Origin of the sequence: Cyclobacterium amurskyense (assembly GCF_001050135.1) — a bacterium.
GTDB lineage: Bacteria > Bacteroidota > Bacteroidia > Cytophagales > Cyclobacteriaceae > Cyclobacterium > Cyclobacterium amurskyense.
Map to the genome: position 1 here is coordinate 4,555,822 of NZ_CP012040.1, position 21,763 is coordinate 4,577,584.

Annotated in this window: 14 protein-coding genes; all 14 read left to right on the top strand. The window is 38.4% G+C overall.

Annotated elements, in window-relative coordinates; genetic code table 11:
- Positions 1-882 precede the first annotated feature (882 nt).
- The 14 genes from CA2015_RS25325 (at position 883) to CA2015_RS18555 (ending at position 21,655) form a co-directional block, all read left to right on the top strand.
- A complete protein-coding gene (locus CA2015_RS25325) occupies positions 883-1,887 on the top strand; it encodes a penicillin acylase family protein (RefSeq protein WP_262485587.1) in 1,005 nt (334 codons plus the stop codon).
- Entirely contained in the window at positions 1,880-3,064 is a 1,185-nt protein-coding gene (locus tag CA2015_RS25330; RefSeq protein ID WP_262485588.1) for a penicillin acylase family protein, read from the top strand. The genes CA2015_RS25325 and CA2015_RS25330 overlap by 8 nt, the downstream gene beginning before the upstream one ends.
- Positions 3,065-3,289: 225 nt before the next feature.
- Positions 3,290-4,984, top strand: coding sequence for an N-acyl-D-amino-acid deacylase family protein (locus CA2015_RS18500; protein WP_048643239.1), 1,695 nt, complete (start codon positions 3,290-3,292; stop codon positions 4,982-4,984).
- Between the two features lie 876 nt (positions 4,985-5,860).
- Positions 5,861-9,115: a SusC/RagA family TonB-linked outer membrane protein gene (locus CA2015_RS18505; protein WP_048643240.1), complete on the top strand. Its 3,255-nt coding sequence runs from the start codon at positions 5,861-5,863 to the stop codon at positions 9,113-9,115.
- A 10-nt stretch (positions 9,116-9,125) separates the two neighbouring features.
- A complete protein-coding gene (locus CA2015_RS18510) occupies positions 9,126-10,562 on the top strand; it encodes a SusD/RagB family nutrient-binding outer membrane lipoprotein (RefSeq protein WP_048643241.1) in 1,437 nt (478 codons plus the stop codon).
- 349 nt (positions 10,563-10,911) lie between these two features.
- Entirely contained in the window at positions 10,912-12,447 is a 1,536-nt protein-coding gene (locus tag CA2015_RS18515; protein ID WP_240477839.1) for a sulfatase, read from the top strand.
- A 45-nt stretch (positions 12,448-12,492) separates the two neighbouring features.
- Positions 12,493-13,410 carry a hypothetical protein gene (locus tag CA2015_RS18520; protein WP_048643242.1) on the top strand — a complete coding sequence of 306 codons (918 nt, stop codon included), beginning with the start codon at positions 12,493-12,495 and terminating at the stop codon, positions 13,408-13,410.
- Positions 13,411-13,922: 512 nt separating this feature from the next.
- The gene (locus CA2015_RS18525; protein ID WP_157470544.1) at positions 13,923-14,501 is read left to right on the top strand and encodes a YceI family protein; all 579 of its coding nucleotides are present in this window, start codon (positions 13,923-13,925) and stop codon (positions 14,499-14,501) included.
- Positions 14,502-14,520: 19 nt separating this feature from the next.
- A complete protein-coding gene (locus CA2015_RS18530; protein WP_048643244.1) occupies positions 14,521-15,807 on the top strand; it encodes a hypothetical protein in 1,287 nt (428 codons plus the stop codon).
- A gap of 18 nt (positions 15,808-15,825) precedes the next feature.
- Positions 15,826-16,362, top strand: coding sequence for a hypothetical protein (locus tag CA2015_RS18535; protein ID WP_048643245.1), 537 nt, complete (start codon positions 15,826-15,828; stop codon positions 16,360-16,362).
- 368 nt (positions 16,363-16,730) lie between these two features.
- Entirely contained in the window at positions 16,731-17,471 is a 741-nt protein-coding gene (locus tag CA2015_RS18540) for a rhamnogalacturonan acetylesterase (protein WP_048643246.1), read from the top strand.
- A gap of 93 nt (positions 17,472-17,564) precedes the next feature.
- Positions 17,565-17,900, top strand: a complete 336-nt coding sequence (locus tag CA2015_RS18545; RefSeq protein ID WP_048643247.1) for a tRNA-binding protein — start codon at positions 17,565-17,567, stop codon at positions 17,898-17,900.
- Positions 17,901-18,000: 100 nt separating this feature from the next.
- Entirely contained in the window at positions 18,001-19,062 is a 1,062-nt protein-coding gene (locus tag CA2015_RS18550) for a glycoside hydrolase family protein (RefSeq protein ID WP_053086711.1), read from the top strand.
- Between the two features lie 238 nt (positions 19,063-19,300).
- A complete protein-coding gene (locus CA2015_RS18555) occupies positions 19,301-21,655 on the top strand; it encodes a TonB-dependent receptor (RefSeq protein ID WP_048643248.1) in 2,355 nt (784 codons plus the stop codon).
- Positions 21,656-21,763: the final 108 nt, after the last annotated feature.

Sequence of the window (21,763 nt, forward strand, 5' to 3'; positions counted from 1 at the left end):
TACAATAGGTATTCATATTTAAAATAAGATTGAAATGAGAAGAATTATCGCAGAACTAAATTTAAAGTAGTTTCAAAGTCAATTTTCATACTTTTCCTTATTTTCAGAATAAATATGACCACCATCGTCAATCTATTTAAAATTGATAAGTTTCACCTAAATACAGTTGATTGAAATAATGATTTCTATTGGAGGAATATACAAGTAAGAAGGAGTAAATAGTTCGTTAAGCGTGTAATTTGAAATGAGATTTTGTTATGCTAGTTAGCCTTTGGCTCAGCTCCACAACCAATAGAAAAACATTAAACCCGTATTATGTAATAGGATTTGTGATAGCCTGTCCCGTGTTTACGGGAAGTGTTGCAATCGCAAGAAAATCAGGCTGTTTGGATATTTTAGCATAGCACCGCTATGTTGAAATCGAAAACAGCAACGAAGTGGCTGATTTTAAAGCGATTTCAGCAAGTAATAGAACGTCTATTGCATATTTCGGGTTTAATTAGAATTTAAGTATAACTATTTTTTCAAAACTACCTTAAATTAGCTTTAAAGATTATTTTTGTACTGTCTCGATTTGTGTTTATGTGTGGTAGGTTTTCCTCTATTTACTTCAATGTTTCTTTTATTTTCATAGCATTTAAGCTTATCAGGGTTATACCTGCTTTGAGCATTGATAAGGCATTCTTTAATTTTTAGGTAATTATAAATGGTTTATATTGAGCCAGTCAACAAATCAAATCCGTTCAGCTTATGGTTAAAACTTTTGTATCAAAGTGCAATTTTGATTAATATTAAGTATACATGCAATGCCTATCGAGTAGCCATATTTTATAAGTCAAGTATGAGCTACCTGAGATTTTCTTCACAAACAAACCACCAAGCATGAAAAACCATTATTTAATTCCTTTTATGTTACTTTTTGTTTGGGCATGTAAGGATCCAGTAAACAATGAGGTAAGGAGTTGGGAAACCCGTGCTAAACAAGTTACCATTATCAGGGATGATTATGGAATTCCCCATATTTATGCCAAAACAGATGCGGATGCGGTTTTTGGGATGCTTTATGCGCAGTGCGAAGATGATTTTCGACGGGTGGAAAGGAATTATATATGGGCAACAGGTCGGCTTGCTGAATTAGATGGTGAAGATGCCCTGTACAGCGATCTCAGAGCGAACTTGTACATGACTGAAGCAGAAGCAAAAGCTGCTTACGAGGGGGCTCCGAGGTGGTTGCAATTGCTATGTGAAGGATTTGCAGATGGTGTTAACTATTATTTACACAGCCACCCAGAAGTAGAACCGAAAGTGTTGACTTATTACGAGCCTTGGTTTCCTATGTATTTTAGTGAGGGATCTATAGGTGGAGATATTGAAAGAATTTCTACGGAACGGATACGAAGCTTTTACGAGGAGCAAAAAGCACTTGCCTATTCGGAATTTGGGGATGGCTTGGTTCATCCCGATCCTTACGATGAACCTAAAGGATCGAATGGAATAGCCATCTCTCCTGAATTGAGTGCTTCCGGAAATGCACTTCTCCTGATCAATCCCCATACCTCTTTCTACTTTCGACCTGAGATTCATGTGGTCAGTGAAGAAGGACTGAACGCATATGGTGCAGTTACCTGGGGTCAGTTTTTTGTCTATCAGGGTTTCAATGAAAAAACTGGTTGGATGCATACTTCTACCCATCTGGACTTTATGGATGAGTATATGGAAGAGGTGCGAGAAGTGGGAGATGGTATAGAGTATGCCTATGGGGACGAATGGAGGGCTGTAGAAGAGATTTCACTTACCTTGAAACTCACAAGTCCAGAAGGTTTGCAGGAAAAAACATTTACCATGTATAGAACCCACTTGTCATCCAATTACCCATCAATTGGATGACAAGTGGGTAGCCACAAAAATCAACTGGGATCCTGTCAATGCCTTGATTCAAAGTTTTACCCGAACAAAATTAAGTGATTACACTGCATTCAGGGAAATGATGGACATTCGAACCAATTCATCCAACAATACTGTTTTTGCAGATGCCTCCGGGAATATTGCCTATTTCCATGGAAATTTCATTCCCAAAAGAGACCCATCCTTTGATTTTTCCAGGCCTGTTGACGGCAGCGATCCCGCTACCGACTGGCAAGGTTTACATGAAGTAGAAGAAAGTATTGTTGTGCTGAACCCTAGGTCCGGCTGGATTCAAAACTGCAATTCAACGCCCTTTACATCTGCAGGCCCGTTCAGTCCCAAAAAAGAGGATTACCCCTATTACATGGCGCCAGATGCCGAAAACTACCGAGGAATTCATGCCGTGGGTTTGCTTTCGGAGGTTAAGGATTTAACCTTGGAGAAGCTGATAACCTTGGGGTATGATCCTTATTTGCCTGCTTTTGAGCGATTGATTCCTATCCTCTTGAAGGCTTATGAAGAAGAGGAAAACCCAAGTGATAATTTAACAGCGGCCATTGCCGTTTTTAGGGATTGGGACTACCAGACCGGAGAGGAGTCTGTAGCCATGACCTTGGCTCATTTTTTCGGCATGTCCTTTAACAGAAACATTGGAAACTCAGATGCCTTGATTCCCTTTAATCAAGAGAATGGTAAAACCCTGAAATATGATACTAGCGAAGTTATAGCTGCCATGGAAGCTGCCATTGTTCAGCTTGAAGAAGACTTTGGAACCTGGAACATCCCCTGGGGAGATGTTAACCGTTTTCAGCGCTTGAGTGGAGCGATTGATTTGCCTTTTGATGACAATAAAGCAAGTCTTCCAATAGGTTTGGCCTCTGGTCGTTGGGGAGCATTGGCTTCATTTGGTGCCACAGCAAAGGAAAACACCAAAAAGCTGTATGGATCTTCTGGCAACAGCTTTGTTGCAGCAGTTGAATTTGGAGATAAGGTAAGGGCCAAAAGCTTACTGGCGGGAGGTCAAAATGCAAATCCGAAATCTCTACATTTTGACGATCAGGCGGAAATGTATGCCAATGGTACCTTTAAAGAGGTTGCCTATTACCGGGAAGACGTGGAAAAAAGGGCTGAAGAAACCTATCATCCGGGCAGTAGATAAGGCAACAGGGGCTAAGCTTACACAGAGGGGCGAACTACAATAGTTTATTTGGGTAACTAATGGCCGAATAACGTGTTTACCTTATTCTAAAATAGGCAATTGGACTACTATTTTATTATGGAATCAATTCCCTTGATGAAAAATCAGGACAGGCTAAGGCTTATTTCTTTCTTATATTTAGGAGTAGTAATTGGCCTTAAGTATTAGTTATTTAAACGCAAGAATATGAAACCACTTCTTTCGATATTATTAATTACCATAATTTTAAATGGCTGTACATCTCACGACACTGAGTCCTTCGATGTGCTAATCAAAAATGGACAGATAGTTGATGGCTCTGGAGAGGCATCTTATATAGGCGATATTGGCATTAGGGGGGATACCATTTCAGCTATAGGAAAGCTGTCTGGAGCAAAGGGTGAAATTGAAATTGATGCTACAGGTTTAGTAGTTGCTCCTGGTTTTATTAATATGCTAAGTTGGGCGGTTGATGCATTGATTGAAGATGGGAAGTCTCAAAGTGATATCCGGCAAGGGGTGACACTGGAGGTGTTCGGAGAAGGTACCTCGATGGGGCCTTGGACAGATGAAATGAAAAAGGAAGAGCAAAAAATGCAAGGAGATATTAAATACCCTATTAGCTGGACCAGCTTGAGTGAGTACTTGGATTTTATTGTTGATAAGGGGATTTCTACGAATGTGGCATCCTTTATTGGGGCCACAACATTAAGAATACATACTGTAGGATATGAAAATCGAGCACCAAGCCCTGAGGAATTAGACTCAATGAGGACTCTGGTTAAAAAGGGGATGGAGGAAGGTGCTCTGGGAATTGGTTCTTCACTTATATATGCTCCAGCCTTTTATTCCAGTACTGAGGAATTAATAGCGCTGTGTAAAGTGGCTGCTCAATATGAGGGAATGTATATTTCACATATTCGGAGTGAAGGCAACCAACTTTTAGAAAGTTTGGATGAATTGATTCAGATTGCAGATGAAGCGAATATTAGGGCGGAAGTCTATCACTTGAAAATGGCAGGGAAATCCAATTGGAATAAGTATGATGCGGTGGTCTCCAAAATAGATTCAGCCCGTTCTGCTGGGCTTTCTATAACAACAAATATGTACACCTATACAGCAGGTGCTACCGGGCTTGATGCTTCCATGCCACCCTGGGTGCAAGAAGGCGGGTATGATAAATGGGCTGAGCGCCTAAAAAATCCAAAAATCAGGACACAACTTATGGAAGAAATGGCTACACCTACCAATGAATGGGAGAGTTTGATGATGGGAGTTGAATCTTATGAGGACATCTTATTAATAGGTTTTAAGAACGATAGCTTAAAGTATTTGACTGGAAAATCACTTGCGGAAGTGGCAGAAATGCGTAATTCTTCCCCTATAGAAACAGCAATGGACTTGGTCATCCAGGATGGTAGTAGAGTTGGGACTGTATATTTCTTGATGTCTGAAGAAAATGTGAAAAAACAAATTCAACTTCCCTACATGAGCTTTGGATCTGATGCAGCCTCTTATGCTCCAGAGGGAGTATTTCTAAGGTCGAGTTCTCATCCTAGGGCATTCGGGAATTTCTCACGACTTCTTGGTAAATATGTTCGTGAAGAAAAGGTGATTTCTCTGGAGGAAGCCATATACAAACTCACAACTCTACCTGCTACGAATTTGAAAATTAAAAAGCGTGGAGCATTGAAAGAAGGCTTTTATGCTGATTTGGCAATATTTGATCCGAAAGAAATTCAAGATCATGCCACCTTTGATAAACCCATGCAATATTCAACTGGGATGGTTCACGTTTTTGTTAATGGTACCCAAGTGCTCAATAATGGGGAACATACAGGTGCTTTACCAGGTAGGGTGGTTAAAGGTCCTGGGTATAAGGTTGACAAACATGTTCAATAATGCCTTTTCCTTTTCAGATAAAGCAAAATGGCTTTCTTTTTTAGATGTGAGGGTAAGAAACAACCATTTTAATATAAATAGTATTTATATATTTTTTATTTGAATTATAAGAATTGGGAAATTAAGGTTTGACGGAAAAAAAAACGCTGATTTTTCTATATTTGAAAATTTCAATGAATTTTCAAATATAGGTGTTATATCCTTTGAGGTTTAATGTAAATAATTAAAAGTCAGTCACTTTATTGGTATTTTTTACTTTGAATTTCACTTTGTTATGTATTGTTCCTCAATTGAACTTTTTTCGAGATACCAAGCCATTATGGATCGATTCAAATCCTCCTTTACCAAACTTATAATATCAGCCATAAAGGACTTTAGTTACAAGGAGTCTTAATTTTTTGGAGCTTGAGCACTAAATACCCTTATGTTGATATATATTAGTTTGCATTCATCTGATTATAAGATAATTATACCTTTATTTATTGTGCCGATTGAGTTTTAATGATTAAGTTTATATAGAATCGGTAGCATTGTGATAAAGTCTAATTAAGAGTTTAAAATGCTGATTTTTAATAAATTAAACTGTAAAAATTTTTAAACTCTTTTTAGATTAAATTAAACAATATTTCAGCTTAAATGTTAATCGAAAGGAAACCTAACAGCTTTCGTTCAGATCTCTCTTTAATCAAAAAAAACAATAACGTTTTTTGCAATAAAAAAAGATAGCGCAGAATTTTCAAAATTATTTTAGCAAAACAGTAAAAAAATAATTTATGGAACTGTTTTTGTTGCTATTTATTGATAATTGATTTTTTATTGAAATTTGGTAATTCATATTAGTACTTATTAACTATTTGTAATTTAAATGATAAAATTATGAAGAATATTTTACTGTGCTTTGTACTGGTATTCGGTACAATATTTTCTTTGGTTGCGCAAAGTAGGATGGTGTCGGGAAGAGTAACTTCCGATGAAGAACCGGACGGCATTCCGGGAGTGAATGTTCTGGTAAAAGGAACAATGGTGGGGTCAATTACAGATATTGATGGTAATTATTCTCTAAGTGTACCAGAAGGATCTAATGTTTTGGTTTTCAGTTTTGTGGGATTTGAAACCCAAGAAATAAATGTTGGAAACCGAAATACAGTCAATGTGGTTTTGCTTCAAGATGTTAATGAACTCTCTGAAGTAGTAATAACTGCTTTAGGTGTAGAAAGAAACAGAAATGAGTTGGCCTATTCTGCACAGGAGGTTGATGGAGATCTGATTACAAGAACCAGAAGCCCTGATTTTGTAAATTCCCTATCTGGAAAAGTAGCGGGACTTGACATTAGGAGTAATAATACCATGGGTGGTTCTACTAATGTTATCATGCGTGGCTATTCCTCAATCACGGGAAATAATCAAGCTTTGTTTGTCATAGATGGAGTGCCCATTAGTAACGCCAATAACAATACCAGTACCAGGGCTTACCAAGCGAATGAGAGTTTTGGAAATCAGCAAGAAGGTCGTGTAGGTACTGATTTTGGGAATGCTGCTGCGGATTTAAATCCAGATAATATAGAGTCGATTAACGTATTAAAAGGAGCTGCAGCTACAGCTTTGTATGGATCGCGTGCTGCCAATGGTGTAATTATGATTACCACCAAAAAGGGCAAGGAAAACAGCATGGATATTACCGTAAATACCGGTGTTGTATGGAGTAAAATTGATAAAAGCACTTTTGTAAGGTATCAAAAAGATTATGGTGCCGGTTATATTAATGCTTTCAGAACTTCTAAAGACCTTGGGAGCGGTGTAGGTCCAGTTGTTAGGTTTCAGGATGATGCCTCTTACGGTCCAGCATTTGACCCGAGTATTATGGTTTACCAGTGGGATGCCATTGATCCTTTTTCTCCAAATTATGGAAAAATGACTCCTTGGGTTGCAGCTGAAAATGATCCAAGTACATTTTACGAAACAGGTCTGAATTCGAATCAGAGTATCATGTTAAGTGGAGGTGGAAGCGATGCTACATTTAGCTTAGGTTATACTCGGAATGACACAAAGGGTAATTTACCTAACAGTTCCATAGATAAGGATCAATTTACTTTTAACGCTTCATATGATGCTACAGATCGGTTGACTGTTTCTGCTTCCGGTAACTATTCACGAACAGTAGGTATGGGAAGGTACGGAACCGGATACAATGGTAGGAATCCAAACCAACAGTTTAGACAATGGTGGCAAACTAATGTTGACATTAAGCAACAAGAAGAAGCTTATTGGAGAAATGAACAGAATATTACCTGGAACTGGAATAGTGATAACACCGGGCCGATATATTCAGACAATCTATACTGGTCAAGGTACCAAAACTATTCAAATGATAGCAGAGATAACTACTATGGATATGCTGCCGTCAATTATAAGGTAACGGATTGGTTCAGTGTTATGGGCCGTGCATCCTTCAACTCTACCTCAGACCTTCAGGAAGAGCGAGTAGCCATTGGGAGTGCAGATGTAAGTCAATACACCAGGTTTAATAGAGATTTCAATGAGTCAAACTTTGACTTATTGCTGAATTTCAATAAGGACATTTCCGAAGATTTAAGTTTTACAGGTTTAGTAGGTTCCAACATACGTAGGAGCAGAATGAGTTCTATAAGAGCCAGTACAAATGGTGGATTGGTTGTTCCGGGATTGTATGGATTATCCAATTCTCGAAATCCTATTCAACCTCCATTTGAAGAATCTGAGCAGATTGGTGTTGATGGTGTTTTTGCCAATGCCAATTTTGGATATAAAGAAACACTTTTTGTAGAGATTTCTGCACGCCAAGATAAATCCACTACCTTGCCGAAGGATAACAATACGTATTTCTATCCTGCTGCTGCAGCCAATTTGGTTTTTTCTAATTTGTTAGAACTTGACTGGTTGACTCATGCAAAAGTAAGGGCCAATTATGCTGAGGTAGGTAATGATGCTCCAGCTTTGAGTTTGTACGATGTGTATGATTCACAGACCGGATACGGATCTATTCCTATATTTTCTTTACCCCATACTAGGAATAACAATTCTCTACTGCCTGAAAGACAAAAAAGCTTAGAGGCAGGAGTTGAAGCTGATTTTTTCAGTAGCCTTTTTGGTTTTGATGTGACTTGGTACAAATCAAATACAATCAATCAGATTTTGCCAGTAAATACTTCAGCAGCTAGTGGTTATACAAAAAGGTTTGTCAATGCTGGTGAAGTTCAAAACCAAGGTATTGAGGTGTCAGCCTTTGTAACACCTATACAAACACAGAATTTTTCATGGACAATGAACGTTAATTTTGCTCGCAATAGAAATGAAGTAATCAGTTTATTTGGAGAGGGCGAAAACAAGGTTTTAAATGTGCCAATTGCTTCTTTTCAAGGAGGAGTGTCTGTCAATGCCGCTGTGGGACAGCCTTACGGTATTATCCGAGGAAAAGATTTTATTTACACCAATGGGCAAAGAACAGTAAATGAAGATGGGTATTATTTGACTTCAGACAATTCTGACGAAATAATTGGAGACCCTAACCCAGATTGGATTGGAGGAATAAATAACTCACTTTCTTATAAAAATTTCTCACTAGGATTTTTAATTGATATTCGAAGTGGTGGGGATATCTTTTCATTGGATCAGTATTATGGTGAAGGAACAGGACTTTATCCTGTAACAGCCGCCGTAAATCAGAAAGGATTCCCATCAAGACTTCCTGTGGAAGATGGTGGAGGTGTTTTATTGCCAGGAGTTAAAGAAGATGGAACACCGAATGACATCTATGCAGAAAACCTCGATGGGGATGGTGTTACTCCCTTTGGCTATGCGGCCAATAATTATGGAGAGACTCCTCGATCCCTTTATACTTTCGATGGAAGTTTTGTGAAGTTGAGAGAGGTTTCATTAAGTTACTCGCTTCCAGCCTCATTGATTCAGAGAATGGGTGTCTTTCAAAGCGTAGATTTGCAACTGATAGGCCGTAACTTATGGATAATACATAAAAACATGGAGTTTTCCGATCCGGAAGAAGGTTTGAGTTCCGGTAATGCAGGAAGAGGTTATCAGGGAGGTGCTTACCCTGCTTTAAAAAATTATGGTTTTAACGTACGGTTAAATTTCTAAACCAGATAAGATGAAAAAGATATTTATAAGTTTGTTCGCCGCGATGTTGATGACATCATGTGTAGATAATTTGGAAGATTTTAATGTAGATCAAAAGCGGGCAACCAATGTTCCGCCTGAGACGCTTTATACAGGTGCCGTTAAAGAACTTACGGATGTTATTACTACTCCTGATGTTAATGTCAATAATTATAGATTTTATGTGCAACATTGGACCACAACTCAATATTTAGATGAGCCAAGGTACAATATGACCACCCGCCTTATTCCTCAGAATGTGTGGCAGGCCCTATATAGGGATGTGTTGGCAGATTTAAAGGAATCTAAGAGGCTGATAGAAGCTGATGAATTGGCTGAAGAAAACAAGAAAAATAACCAATTGGCACAGATAGAAATAATGGAGGTGTATGCTTGGTCGGTGCTGGTGAATACTTTTGGAAATGTTCCTTACTCACAGGCATTGGATTCAGACAATTCTCTGCCTTCTTACGATGATGCAGCTACCATATACAATGATATTCTTACCCGTCTCGATGCAGCACTCAATCGGATCAAGACAGATTACAGTGGGTTTGAGGATGGGGACATCTTGTATAAGGGAAATATGGAAAATTGGATAAAATTTGGCAACTCCCTTAAATTAAAACTGGCGATGGTCATTGCTGATGTTAGTCCAGGACCTGCACAAAGTCTGGTGGAAGCCGCTGCGCCAAATGTTTTTACTAGCAATATGGACAATGGAGCATTCCCTTATCTTAATGCACCACCAAATAACAATCCCGTTTCTGAAGAGATTAACTCTTTATTTACTTCCAGACAGGATTATGTTGCAGCCAATACTTTAGTTGATGCAATGAATGAATTGAACGATCCCAGAAGATCTTTTTATTTTACTCAGGTAGATGGGGAGTTTAAGGGTGGAAAGTATGGATTTTCAAATTCATATTCTGATTTTTCAACCATCAATTCAATAATCACTGACCCGACCTTCGAGGCCTTGCTAATGGATTATTCAGAAGTGGAATTTCTTTTAGCTGAAGCAGTTGAAAGAGGCTTTAATGTGGGAGGAACAGCTGAAGAACATTATAACAATGGGGTCACTGCTTCAATAAGTTACTGGGGTGGAACAGCCGACGAAATAGCCGACTATATTGCCCAGACTGAGGTTAATTATTCAACAGCAACAGGAGATTGGCGTCAAAAAATAGGTAATCAGAAATGGATATCCCTATACAATAGAGGTTATGATGCATGGTTAGCATGGAGAAGATTGGATGCACCAAATCTGCAACCTCCGCTTATTGAAGGGGTGAGCACCTTGGTTATCCCTAAAAGAGTCATTTATCCTGTCAATGAACAAACCCTTAATGGTACTAATCGATCCACAGCAGGACAAGCCATTGGTGGGGATGATGGCGCTACCTATTTGTGGTGGGATGTTAATTAAGAAAAACAAAATCAAAAAGCAGTTCCAATTTGGAGTTGCTTTTTTTTTGAATATATACCTATTAAACCCGGATTATGTAATAGAATGTCTATTGCATATTTCGGGTTAAACACCTATTTAGCTAGTGTTAACAACAGGGAATAGCTTGTTTTTTGTCAAGAAAAATTGATCTTCAAATTAGGTTCGGGATTTACTTAGCTAGATGGTGAGAAATTTCAATTGGTATTTTAGACTAAAAAATCTACTTTTATTTTTGAATAGGTATCAAAGTGATTTTTCTGGATTGAATATTATACCCGAAATAGGCAATAATCATTTTTATTACATAATCCGAGTTAAACCCTAATAAATGACAACCATTAAGAATATTTTGAAAAACATCCATAAAAGTAACATGACTGTGGGGGTCGGAATGGCTATTTTTTTCTTTTTGAGCATTATTCCATGCAGTTTAATTGCCCAGCAACCCAATATTTTGGTCATCATTTCGGATGATCTTAACACCAATATTGGACCCTATATGGATACTGATAAACATACTCCCCATCTTGACAGACTTGCTTCTGAAGGAGTGAAATTTACCAAGGTTTACAGTCAGTTTCCACTTTGTGGGCCCTCCCGGGCTTCAATAATGAGTGGTCTCTATCCGGAAAGTAATGGTGTATTGGGAAACAATGATCAATTGGGTAGTTATAGGAAGGAAACACCATCCCTGGCCAATCATCCATCGATGGCAGGATTTTTTAGGGAAAGGGGGTATTACACCGCCAGAATTTCAAAGATTTTTCACATGGGAGTGCCAGGAGGTATAGAAAGAGGTGCCGCTGGTGGGGATGATCCAGATTCCTGGGATTATGCCTATAATGTGTTAGGTCCGGAAACATTAAGCCAAGGAAAATTGGAACTACTTTCCCCTAAAAACCATCATTATGGATCAAATTTTGCCCAAATGGTTATTCCTGATAGTCTAGAGGGAACACAGACTGATTATTTAGCAGCCAGCCAAGCCATAGCCGTTTTAGAGAATCGCGCTGGAAAAATCCCTGCTGGAGGGACCAATAAACAAAGGGTTAAAAAGGATGCACCGTTTTTCTTGGCAGTGGGGTTTGTTAGGCCACATGTACCATTGATTGCACCTGAAAGAAATTTCACTCCTTATCCAGTTAATGAGGTGGTTTTGCCAAAAGTGAATATTGGGGACAACGTTCCGCTGCAGGCTTTGAAAAGACAAAATGAAAGGATTTGGGGAATGGATGAGCTACAGCAGCGTAAAACCATTAGTGCCTATATGGCCAGTGTTAGGTTTATGGATGAACAAGTAGGAAGATTGCTGAATGCCCTAGATAGGTTGGACTTGAGAAAAGAAACGATAGTAATATTTATGTCCGATCATGGTTACAATCTGGGGGAACATGATTGTTGGTCAAAGTCCAGTCTATGGGAGGGAAGCATTAGAGTTCCTCTCATCTTTTCTGTTCCTGACAAGGAATATGAAAAGGCATACGGAAGCAGGTCTGAAAGTATAACCGAATTGCTGGACATATATCCTACACTGGTGGATCTTACCGGATTATCATCTGAGAAACCGGCCATACTTCAGGGAAGAAGTTTGCTGCCACAGTTAAAAGGTGACGGTAAGGGTACGGAAGAAAACGTTGCTTACACCATTTACAATGATGGGGCCAGTTTGCGGACGGACAAATGGAGGTATACCAGGTGGGGAGACCTTGCATTGGGGGACAATGAAGAACTGTACGATCATTCTACTGATCCTGAAGAAAACATTAATTTAGTAGGAAAAAAAGACCATGTTGCTGTTTTGGAAAGGATGCGTAAGAAATTGGAGGAGACAAGAAATAAAGCTCAAAGCAGCTTAAATAAATAGGCAATGGGGGTTGTTGTTAAACGATTCCTAGACAATAATACTTTTATGAATAAGACGATTTTTTTGCTATTAATGTTGGTCCTATCCTTTACTGCCAATGCGCAAATAAACATGGCCGACTCAACAGTACAAGTGATTGGCTATTGGAGCATCGATGATACCCAATCCTATCAAGTATCACTTGAAAAATACAAAATAAAAGATGGGGATACCTCTGCTCGAAATTTTATCAAGTATGAGGTTGATATCACCATTAAAGATTCTACCGCTGATAGTTACCTAATTGAATGGTTCTATAAAAACTATGAAATTGAAACGGACAATGAACTCCTCCAAAAGCTTTCAAAAATATCGGAAGATTTACCGGTAATTATCAAAACGGATGAATTTGGTGCAATACAAGAAGTGATTAATTGGGAAGAGGTCGGGAGTTATATGGAAAAGGCAATGGGTCTTATTCAAGTGGAATTTGGTCATTTTCCTAATTTTGATCAAACCATGGCTCAGTTTATGGAGGCGTATAAGAGTAAAGCAGCTATAGAAGGTAATGCCATTAAGGATGCTCTTCAGTTTTACACTTATCATGGTGGAGCATATACGCTCAATGAAGAAATCAATGGACAAATGCAACTGATGAACAATTTCGGAGGAGCTCCTTTTGATACCGAAGTGGCGGTTGTTTTAGATGAAATCGACGAGGAATCGGGATCCTCAATAATTAGAATGTTCCAGGAGGTTAATTCTGAGCAATTGACTAATGCTACTTACGATTTCTTGGAAACTCTGACCGGTCTGAAAGGGAAATTGCCTGCAAGAGAAAACTTTCCAGCATTAACCAATAAAACCTGGACGGCATCTCGCATCCATGCAGCTACAGGCTGGACAACTTATAGTATAGAAACGAAAGAAGTTCATGCTGAAGGAACCACCAACGTGGAAGAAAGGATTATACAAATTAAATAACCTAGGACAGTCCTAGTTAGGATGTGTTTAGTTGATGCTATTAGCATTTCCTGATGCCAAACCGGTTTCTTCAAGTAATAGCTTGGCCATTACTTAAGCAGGGTTTATTTACAATTTTCCTTTATTCTTAAAAATGGATTTCTTAATTAATTTTTACGGGCAGCTTTTATTTATCGTTCTGATAAATAAAAATTCTTGATTGCTCATCTGGGTCAAAGCCCACTATTATACCCGTAGCAATCTATCTAATTCCTACACTGTAGTTTAGAAACTTTACATCTTTCAGCTCAATTATTTGCAGTGTAAGACCAGAAATGTTCTAAATCAAAATTTAGGCTGAGCAGAGTAGATGTTAATCAATTTTTCAAGGTTTGATTGACAAATTATATCATATAAGAAGATGATTTTAGTCATGATTAGCCCTGCTGGTATTGTTTACCTTTGACCTATCAAAACAAGCCAATAGCACAGTTTTGAACGGGTATTTTCAAATTAAGCTAAACCAAAACGTTATGTACAAACATTTAAAATTGACCCTGTTTTTCCTTCTTGTGCTTATCACTGTTCATGGTGTTCAAGTATTTGCTCAGCAGACATATGCAGTAGCACCAAAGCCTGAAATGAAGGTCTCAGGTACTTCTACAATCCATGATTGGGATATGGTTTCAGAAGAGGCTAGCGGAAAAGCTTCGATCAGACTTTCTGCAGGAAAAGTAACAGCTATTCAATCGGTTGAGATTATCATGCCGGTTAAATCCCTCAAAAGTGGAAAGGGGCCTATGGACAAAAATGCCTACAATGCTTTGAAGGAAGCAGATCATCCTGAAATCACTTTTAAAATGCTGGAAGCCCACCAGGATGGAGGCAGCGATTGGAAGGTTTCTGGAAGACTACAAATAGCCGGTGAAACACAAACAGTTCCTTTTATGGTTCAATTTTCACGGGAAGGTGAGGGGATTTCACTTACAGGTTCTGCGGATGTGAAATTAACAGATTTTAAAGTTGATCCTCCCACTGCTGTATTTGGAACCATTAAAACAGGTGATGAGATGACAATCAGCGTAAAAATGAAACTAAATTCAGTTAATTAATATTTTAATTTTTGCTATCATGAAAAAGAGTATTTTATTCCTTACCGGAGCGATCTTATTTTCTTTAAGCAGTCTTGCACAGCAAAGAGACTTGCAGTTTTGGAGACCTTATGATCAAAGAGGAATCAACGTGTTTGAATCAGGTAAAGCTGATACTGTAGCCTTTGATGGGTTAAAAGTGAGAATAGGTGGGGCATTTACCCAGCAATTTCAGTCCATAAGTCATGAAAACTCGGCTAGCCCTATTATGGATGGCAATGGAGTCAATGTAAACCAATTGATGGACATAGGTTCTGGGTTTAACTTGGCTACTGCTAACCTAAATATAGATGTTGCTTTGGCTGATGGGATTAGGTTGAATTTGATTACTTACCTATCCTCTAGACACCACCCTGAAACCTGGGTAAAAGGTGGGTACTTGCAGTTTGATAAACTTGCTTTCCTTAATAGTACAGCTTTTGATAAAATCATGGAAAAAGTGACCATCAAGGTGGGACATATGGAGGTAAATTATGGTGATTCCCATTTTAGAAGATCTGACAATGGCAATGCATTTTATAATCCATTTGTTGGAAACTATATAATGGATGCCTTCGCTACGGAAATTGGTGCTGAAGTTATTTATCAAAACAACGGTTTTATTGCTGTAGCATCCATGACTGGGGGTGAAATACAAGGTGGAGTTACCAATCCGGACAAAAGAAAACCATCTTTTATCGGAAAACTAGGCTATGATAAAACCTTAGACAATGAGCTACGCCTAAGATTGACCGGATCAGTTTATACAACTTCAGGTTCTGTAAATAACACGCTGTGGGCAGGAGATAGATCAGGTTCACGTTATTACCTTGTCATGTCCAATACATTGGCTTCTACTTCTTCCGATTTTAGAACAGGCCGCTTTAATCCCGGTATGCGAGACAATGTAACCGCAATTGTGTTGAACCCATTTATTTCGTATCGTGGTTTGGAGCTTTTTGGAAACTTTGAGCAATCAAAAGGTAAAGCGTCCAATGAAAGCGAAGACAGAACCTGGAATCAAGTAGGAGTTGATGCAGTTTATCGTTTTGGGGCTAGGGATAACTATTATCTAGCTGGTCGCTACAACCAAGCAGGGGGTGAAATGCCTAATGGATTGGAACCAAGCATTTCTCGAGTACAAGTTGGTGGTGGTTGGTTTATTTCCAAAAACATTCTAGCGAAATTGGAATATGTTAATCAAAACTATCAAGATTTTGCTGCAACAGATATCCTTAATGGAGGCTCTTTTAATGGATTCATGATTGAAGGAGTAATTGGTTTTTAATTAGTAATTTTTAATCTTATGCGTATCGCGTTTTTGCTTGCCTGTTGTTTTTTCTTATTTGGGTTTTATGAGAAAGAGGCCTTGATTATCAATCAAACAGAAATCATTGTGAAAGGAAAAACTACCTTTGGCAGTTTTGAATGTAGCTATGAACACCAAGGCAAGCGCGATACGCTACTTTTTGATAGCAAGTCTACGGGCATTACTTCATTAGATTTTGAAATTCCAATTACAGCGTTTGGCTGTGGAAACTTTTTATTGAACAGCGATTTTAAGAAAACCCTCAAGGCTGAAGAATACCCTTTGTGTCTGGTTTCCGTAAATAATCTTCAAAGAGGTTCACAGGCTATCGTTGGAGACATTTATTTGCAAATGGCAGGAAAAGAACTTTATTTGGAAAGCGAAACTTTTTACAAATTAAAAGATAGATTACAGGGTACCCTACATCTTTCTACTGAGGAATTGGGCTTGGATGCCATAAGTCGCTTAGGCGGCCTTGTAAAAGTAGAAGAAACAATTGACTTGGAAATCAACCTGTATTTGGAGGGATCCTGATTGATACTGATTTTTATATTGGGTTATATTGCAACAGTGACCGGGCTGAGTCGGAGTAATCCTAAAATAGTGCGACACTTTAACGGTTGCTGAGCGGAGCTGAAGCCATCGATCAATTGAACCATTCAATATTCCCTTAATTAGATAGTACTTTTTAGTATCGAACTTTCAAGTTTGATCAAATTTGCTCTTAAGGCCAATATCCTTCCAGAATTTTGGTATTCTTTATACCTTAATGGCGAGCGGTTTTTATAAAAATCTTAACTTTACAAGGAGGCGATCAAATTAGTGTTTTGATTAGACTTATACAATTGCTAAATCCCTGATGGATTAGCAAATAACAATTAATAGACATACCCATCATTCCAATGAAAATAATTTCCCTGATACTTACTCTTTTTTGGTTTGCTTCATCTATTGAAGATTTTCGCGCCACCCATGTCTTTATGATTGGGGATTCTACCATGGCGAACAAACCTGAGCGTAACCTGCCTGAATATGGTTGGGGACAGGTTTTAAATCATTTTTTCACCGATGCCATCGTTGTGGACAACCACGCAAAAAATGGAAGAAGCTCCAAAAGTTTTATTGACGAAGGATCTTGGGAAAAGGTGATTACCCAAGTGCAGAAAGGTGATTACGTGATCATACAATTCGGTCATAATGACCAAAAATCGGATACAGCAAGATATACCGGGCCTTTTGATACCTATCAAGATAACCTTAAAAGATTTATAAATGAAACAAAGGAAAAAGGGGGCATTCCTATTCTCTGCACTTCTATAGTCCGCAGGCTATTCAATGAGAATGGCACTTTGAGAGATTCCCATGGGGATTATTTGACAGGAGTAAAGCAGGTAGCCAATGAAACAGGTGTGTATTTTATAGACATGGAGGCCAAAACCAGAAAATTGGTAGAAAGTATGGGGCAGGAAAAATCAAAACAACTGTACTTATTTTTTGAATCTGGAATTTACCCACACCGGCCAGAAGGTAAGGAGGACAATACCCATTTGTCGCAACTAGGAGCCTTTACTATAGCTGGTTTGGCAGTAGAGGAAATGAAAGCATTGGACATACCTTTGGTTAAACAATTGGTGGAAAAGTAAGTCATTGACCATCAAATGCACAAAAAATCAGTGTATGGCATAGTTCAGTACAGGCGTTATTGGTTTCACGACCACACTAATTGAGGCAAATAAATGGAAGAATTAACTTGGGATGACTTTATGAAGGTTGAAATGAGAGTAGGTACAATCCTCTCCGCGGAAACGTTCAAGGAAGCAAGAAACCCTGCTTATAAATTAACAATTGATTTTGGAGAACATGGTCTAAAGAAAACTTCTGCCCAAATTACAAAGCTATATAAACCAAATGATTTAATTGGCCGACAGGTGATTGCTGTAGTAAATTTCCCACCCAAGCAAATCGCAAATATTATGAGTGAATGTTTGATTCTAGGCGGGCTTGGTGAAAATAAGGAAGTAACTTTAATTCAACCGGACAGTGCCATCAAGAACGGAACCCGAATTGGATAAGCCCTTCAAAAAGGAACACTTGTATAAGAAAGTCTTATCTAGTACCCTCAATATCCTTTGCTTTCAAAAACCATTACATCAAAAAAAGAAATCATTAAGAATGAAAAACCTATTTTTATCAGTAGCCCTTATGGGTATGACTTTGTCTCTATCCTGTTGTAATCAAAAGGAAATAACCATTAAGAAAGAAGTTTCTCAGGAGGTTATGGAGCAAATTTTTGAAGAGGTAAAAACGCCATATAAACATGGGGTAGTTTTTCAGCATCCGGATACAAGTAAAATGATTGATTCACCAACCATCTTTCGACAAGATGAAGTTTGGTACATGACCTATATTGTTTTCGATGGTCAGGGATATGAGACTTGGTTGGCAGAAAGTAAGGATCTACTACAATGGGAGTCAAAAGGGAAGATAATGTCATTTACAGAAAATACCTGGGATGCCAATCAAAAAGCTGGCTATGTTTCGCTTGTCAATACGGAATGGGGAGGAGATTATAGTGTGGAAAAGTTTGAGGATCAATACTGGATGAGCTATTTGGGAGGTAATTCAACTGGTTATGAATCTGGAACACTGAAAATAGGCATGGCAAACACCACAGCATTGACAGCTACAGAAGAATGGAAAACAAATGATCGCCCTCTATTATCGCCAGAGGATGAGGATGTTCGTTGGTTTGAAAACAAAACAATATACAAAAGCCTGGTGATTCGGGACAATGAAATGGATACGGGACATCCTTTCGTCATGTATTACAATGCCAAAGGTGATACCGCCAACTATGAGAGTATAGGAATGGCTGTTTCTGATGACATGATATCATGGAAACGCTTTGGTGAGGACCCTGTCATTACAAGAGGCAAAGGCATTTGTGGAGACGCTCAAATTGCAAAGTTCAATGATATTTATATCATGTTTTATTTTGGGGCCTTTTGGAAACCTGGTGCTTTTGAAAGGTTTGCCTGTTCTTACGATTTAATTAACTGGACCGACTGGGAAGGGGAAGACCTTATAGCTCCCTCAGAAGATTTTGACGAAAAGTATGCCCATAAGCCTTGGGTGATAAAATGGGATGGTGTGGTTTATCATTTTTACAATGCAGTGGGTAGCGAAGGTAGAGTAATTGCCTTGGCCACATCAAAAGACCTAAAAAATAACTAATTAATTAAGGTGAGATTATTCAGGAAATTTGATTGAGCTAAGCTTATTTAGTGAGATCGGACCCTGCTTTTAAGACATAACCACCATTCAAAGAGAATGCTATTTTTGCAATAGTAAAAGCATTATGAAAATGGCGTAGCTCAGACTTTGGGCTTTGTTCACTTTCTTTATTTTTTTATTATAACTAAGGGGGAATACGAATTCGGTTGTCATTAGATAAACAAAAGAAACTTATCTTATGAAAACTGGAGTATTTGGCCTGTTTATCTTCGCCACTTTTTTGATAGTAAATGCAGTTTACGCTCAAAGCCCTAATCAAACGATAAGGGGGAGAGTTGTGGATACTGATAGTAAAAGTGCCATTCCTTTTGCTAATATCACGATTGACGATTCTAATCCATTAATTGGAGTAACCTCTGATATTGATGGAAATTTCAAAATTGAGAATGTAGCGGTAGGCCGCATTACCCTGGCAGTTTCTAGTTTGGGCTATGAAAGGGTAACCGTTCCAAATATTTTACTAATATCCGGTAAGGAGACTGTGTTAAACATAGAGATGAAGGAATCCTTTCAGCAATTGGATCAGGTGGAAATAAGGGCTTACAAAAGGGGGGAATCGACCAATGAGATGGCGATAAGTTCCACCAAACAACTCTCCATTGAAGAATCAAAACGGCATGCAGGTGCGATTAGTGATCCGGCAAGGCTTGTGTCTTCCTTTGCAGGGATAATCAATGAAGGATCTGGTAACAATGACATCATCGTGCGAGGAAATAACCCTCGTTTTATACAGTGGAGATTGGAAGACATTGAAATCCCTAACCCAAATCATTTTGCCATTGAGGGATTGACAGGAGGTCCTATCAATGCGCTGAACAGCCAAATGCTGGCCAATTCAGAATTTTATTCAGGTGCATTTGCCTCTCAATACGGGAATGCATTATCAGGTATTTTTGACATGAAACTCAGAAAAGGCAATGATGAAAAGCAGGAATATAGTTTCTCATTAGGCGTTTTGGGCTTGGACTTTACTGCAGAAGGCCCTATCAGTAAAAAGAACAAAAGCAGCTATTTGATAAACTACCGTTACTCCACACTTTCCTTGTTGGATGATATCGGCTTAGTGGACTTTGGTGGAGTTCCTAGGTATCAGGATTTAAGTTTTAAGTTCTATTTCCCAACTGAAAAAGCCGGAATCTTCACCTTGTTTGGATTAGGGGGAGCAAGTAAAATAGGTTTTGTCACCACGGACGAGGAAGACGAAGAAATCATCCTAGAAGATGGTTCCCAACACAGTCAATTGGCTGTTACAGGGCTCAAGCATTTTATCCCTTTGGGTAGCAATACCTACTTAAAATCGATTGTCTCTTACGGTTTTAACGGAAGTAAATTGATCGAAAAAAGGCCCTATGAAGAGGAAATATTAAAAGAATTTTATAACGCTGGGTTGAACAACCAAACGTCCCGGGTATTGTCCACATTACACCATAAAATTAATTCCAAGCACAATTTTCAAGTAGGGCTAATGTATGCACATAGCAATTTTGATTTTGAAAATACCTATTTCAGCATTCCTGAAAACCAATATTTAAAAGGCCAGGAGAATAAAGGCGCTGCTGATTTTAGTGAGGGTTATTTCAGCTGGAAATGGAGGATTTCAGAATTGCTAACTGCGGTAAATGGGGTGCATGTTTCCAAAAGTAGCTTGAATGACAAGGTTTATCTGGAACCTAGGTTGGCTTTGAAATACCAATTGGATGAAACACAAAATATAAATGCCGCTTTTGGCTTACATAGTAAAATGGCATCTTTACCAAATCATTATGCGCTGGTGTATCAGCCCAATGGTAATTATGCTATGCCCAATAAACATTTGGAGTTGATGCAGGCTTCCCACTATGTCTTGGGCTATGAGAATCTATTGAATAGCAACTTGTTTTTAAAGGTTGAAGCCTACTACCAGCATTTGTATAACATCCCAGTAGAGGACAAAGTAGGGAGTCTCTATTCGTTAATCAATCAAGATGATTATTTTGTGGATAAAGCCATGGTGAATGAAGGGGAGGGAAAGAATACTGGTTTGGAAGTAACTTTGGAGCGGTATTTTAGCAATCAATATTATTTCTTGCTTACAACATCTCTCTATGATTCGAAGTACAAAGCAAAAGATGGAGACTGGAAAAACTCCAGATACAATGGGAATTATGTAGGTAACTTTCTGTTTGGAAAGGAATTTACTGTAGGGCGAAAAAACGCCAATGACAAAACCATAGGAATAAACTCAAGAGTTACCCTATTGGGGGGCAGAAGGTATACTTCTATTGATTTAGAAGAATCCATAAAACAAGAAAAGCAAGTGGAGAATGAAGGTCAATACCTGGGGAATAAGGCAAATGACGTATTCTACCTTAATATAGCAGTAAGTTACCGTGTAAATAAACAAAAGCTAAGCCATGAGCTCAAGTTGGATATTCAAAACCTGACCAACAACAATACAACGATTGATTATTTCTACAATAATGTGAAAAAAGAAATCGATGAAATTCCTCAGCTATCCATGTTTCCAGTAATGAGTTATACGGTCCATTTTTAACCTATTGCTAAAGCCTTTGGACAAATATTGAGTAACCCTAAAAGGTCTTTAATGTGTCCCCTTTGTTGCTGTTTATTGCGACAAAGGGGACAAATTTTTATGTGATCT

What these genes read in the sequence shown, in the direction of transcription:
- CA2015_RS18555 (WP_048643248.1), top strand. Translation starts at nt 19,301, where the DNA reads ATGAAAACTGGAGTATTTGGCCTGTTTATCTTCGCCACTTTTTTGATA.
- CA2015_RS18540 (WP_048643246.1), top strand. Translation starts at nt 16,731, where the DNA reads ATGAAAATAATTTCCCTGATACTTACTCTTTTTTGGTTTGCTTCATCT.
- CA2015_RS18505 (WP_048643240.1), top strand. Translation starts at nt 5,861, where the DNA reads ATGAAGAATATTTTACTGTGCTTTGTACTGGTATTCGGTACAATATTT.
- CA2015_RS25325 (WP_262485587.1), top strand. Translation starts at nt 883, where the DNA reads ATGAAAAACCATTATTTAATTCCTTTTATGTTACTTTTTGTTTGGGCA.
- CA2015_RS18525 (WP_157470544.1), top strand. Translation starts at nt 13,923, where the DNA reads ATGTACAAACATTTAAAATTGACCCTGTTTTTCCTTCTTGTGCTTATC.
- CA2015_RS18550 (WP_053086711.1), top strand. Translation starts at nt 18,001, where the DNA reads ATGAAAAACCTATTTTTATCAGTAGCCCTTATGGGTATGACTTTGTCT.
- CA2015_RS18500 (WP_048643239.1), top strand. Translation starts at nt 3,290, where the DNA reads ATGAAACCACTTCTTTCGATATTATTAATTACCATAATTTTAAATGGC.
- CA2015_RS18545 (WP_048643247.1), top strand. Translation starts at nt 17,565, where the DNA reads ATGGAAGAATTAACTTGGGATGACTTTATGAAGGTTGAAATGAGAGTA.
- CA2015_RS18515 (WP_240477839.1), top strand. Translation starts at nt 10,912, where the DNA reads ATGACAACCATTAAGAATATTTTGAAAAACATCCATAAAAGTAACATG.
- CA2015_RS18530 (WP_048643244.1), top strand. Translation starts at nt 14,521, where the DNA reads ATGAAAAAGAGTATTTTATTCCTTACCGGAGCGATCTTATTTTCTTTA.
- CA2015_RS18535 (WP_048643245.1), top strand. Translation starts at nt 15,826, where the DNA reads ATGCGTATCGCGTTTTTGCTTGCCTGTTGTTTTTTCTTATTTGGGTTT.
- CA2015_RS18510 (WP_048643241.1), top strand. Translation starts at nt 9,126, where the DNA reads ATGAAAAAGATATTTATAAGTTTGTTCGCCGCGATGTTGATGACATCA.
- CA2015_RS18520 (WP_048643242.1), top strand. Translation starts at nt 12,493, where the DNA reads ATGAATAAGACGATTTTTTTGCTATTAATGTTGGTCCTATCCTTTACT.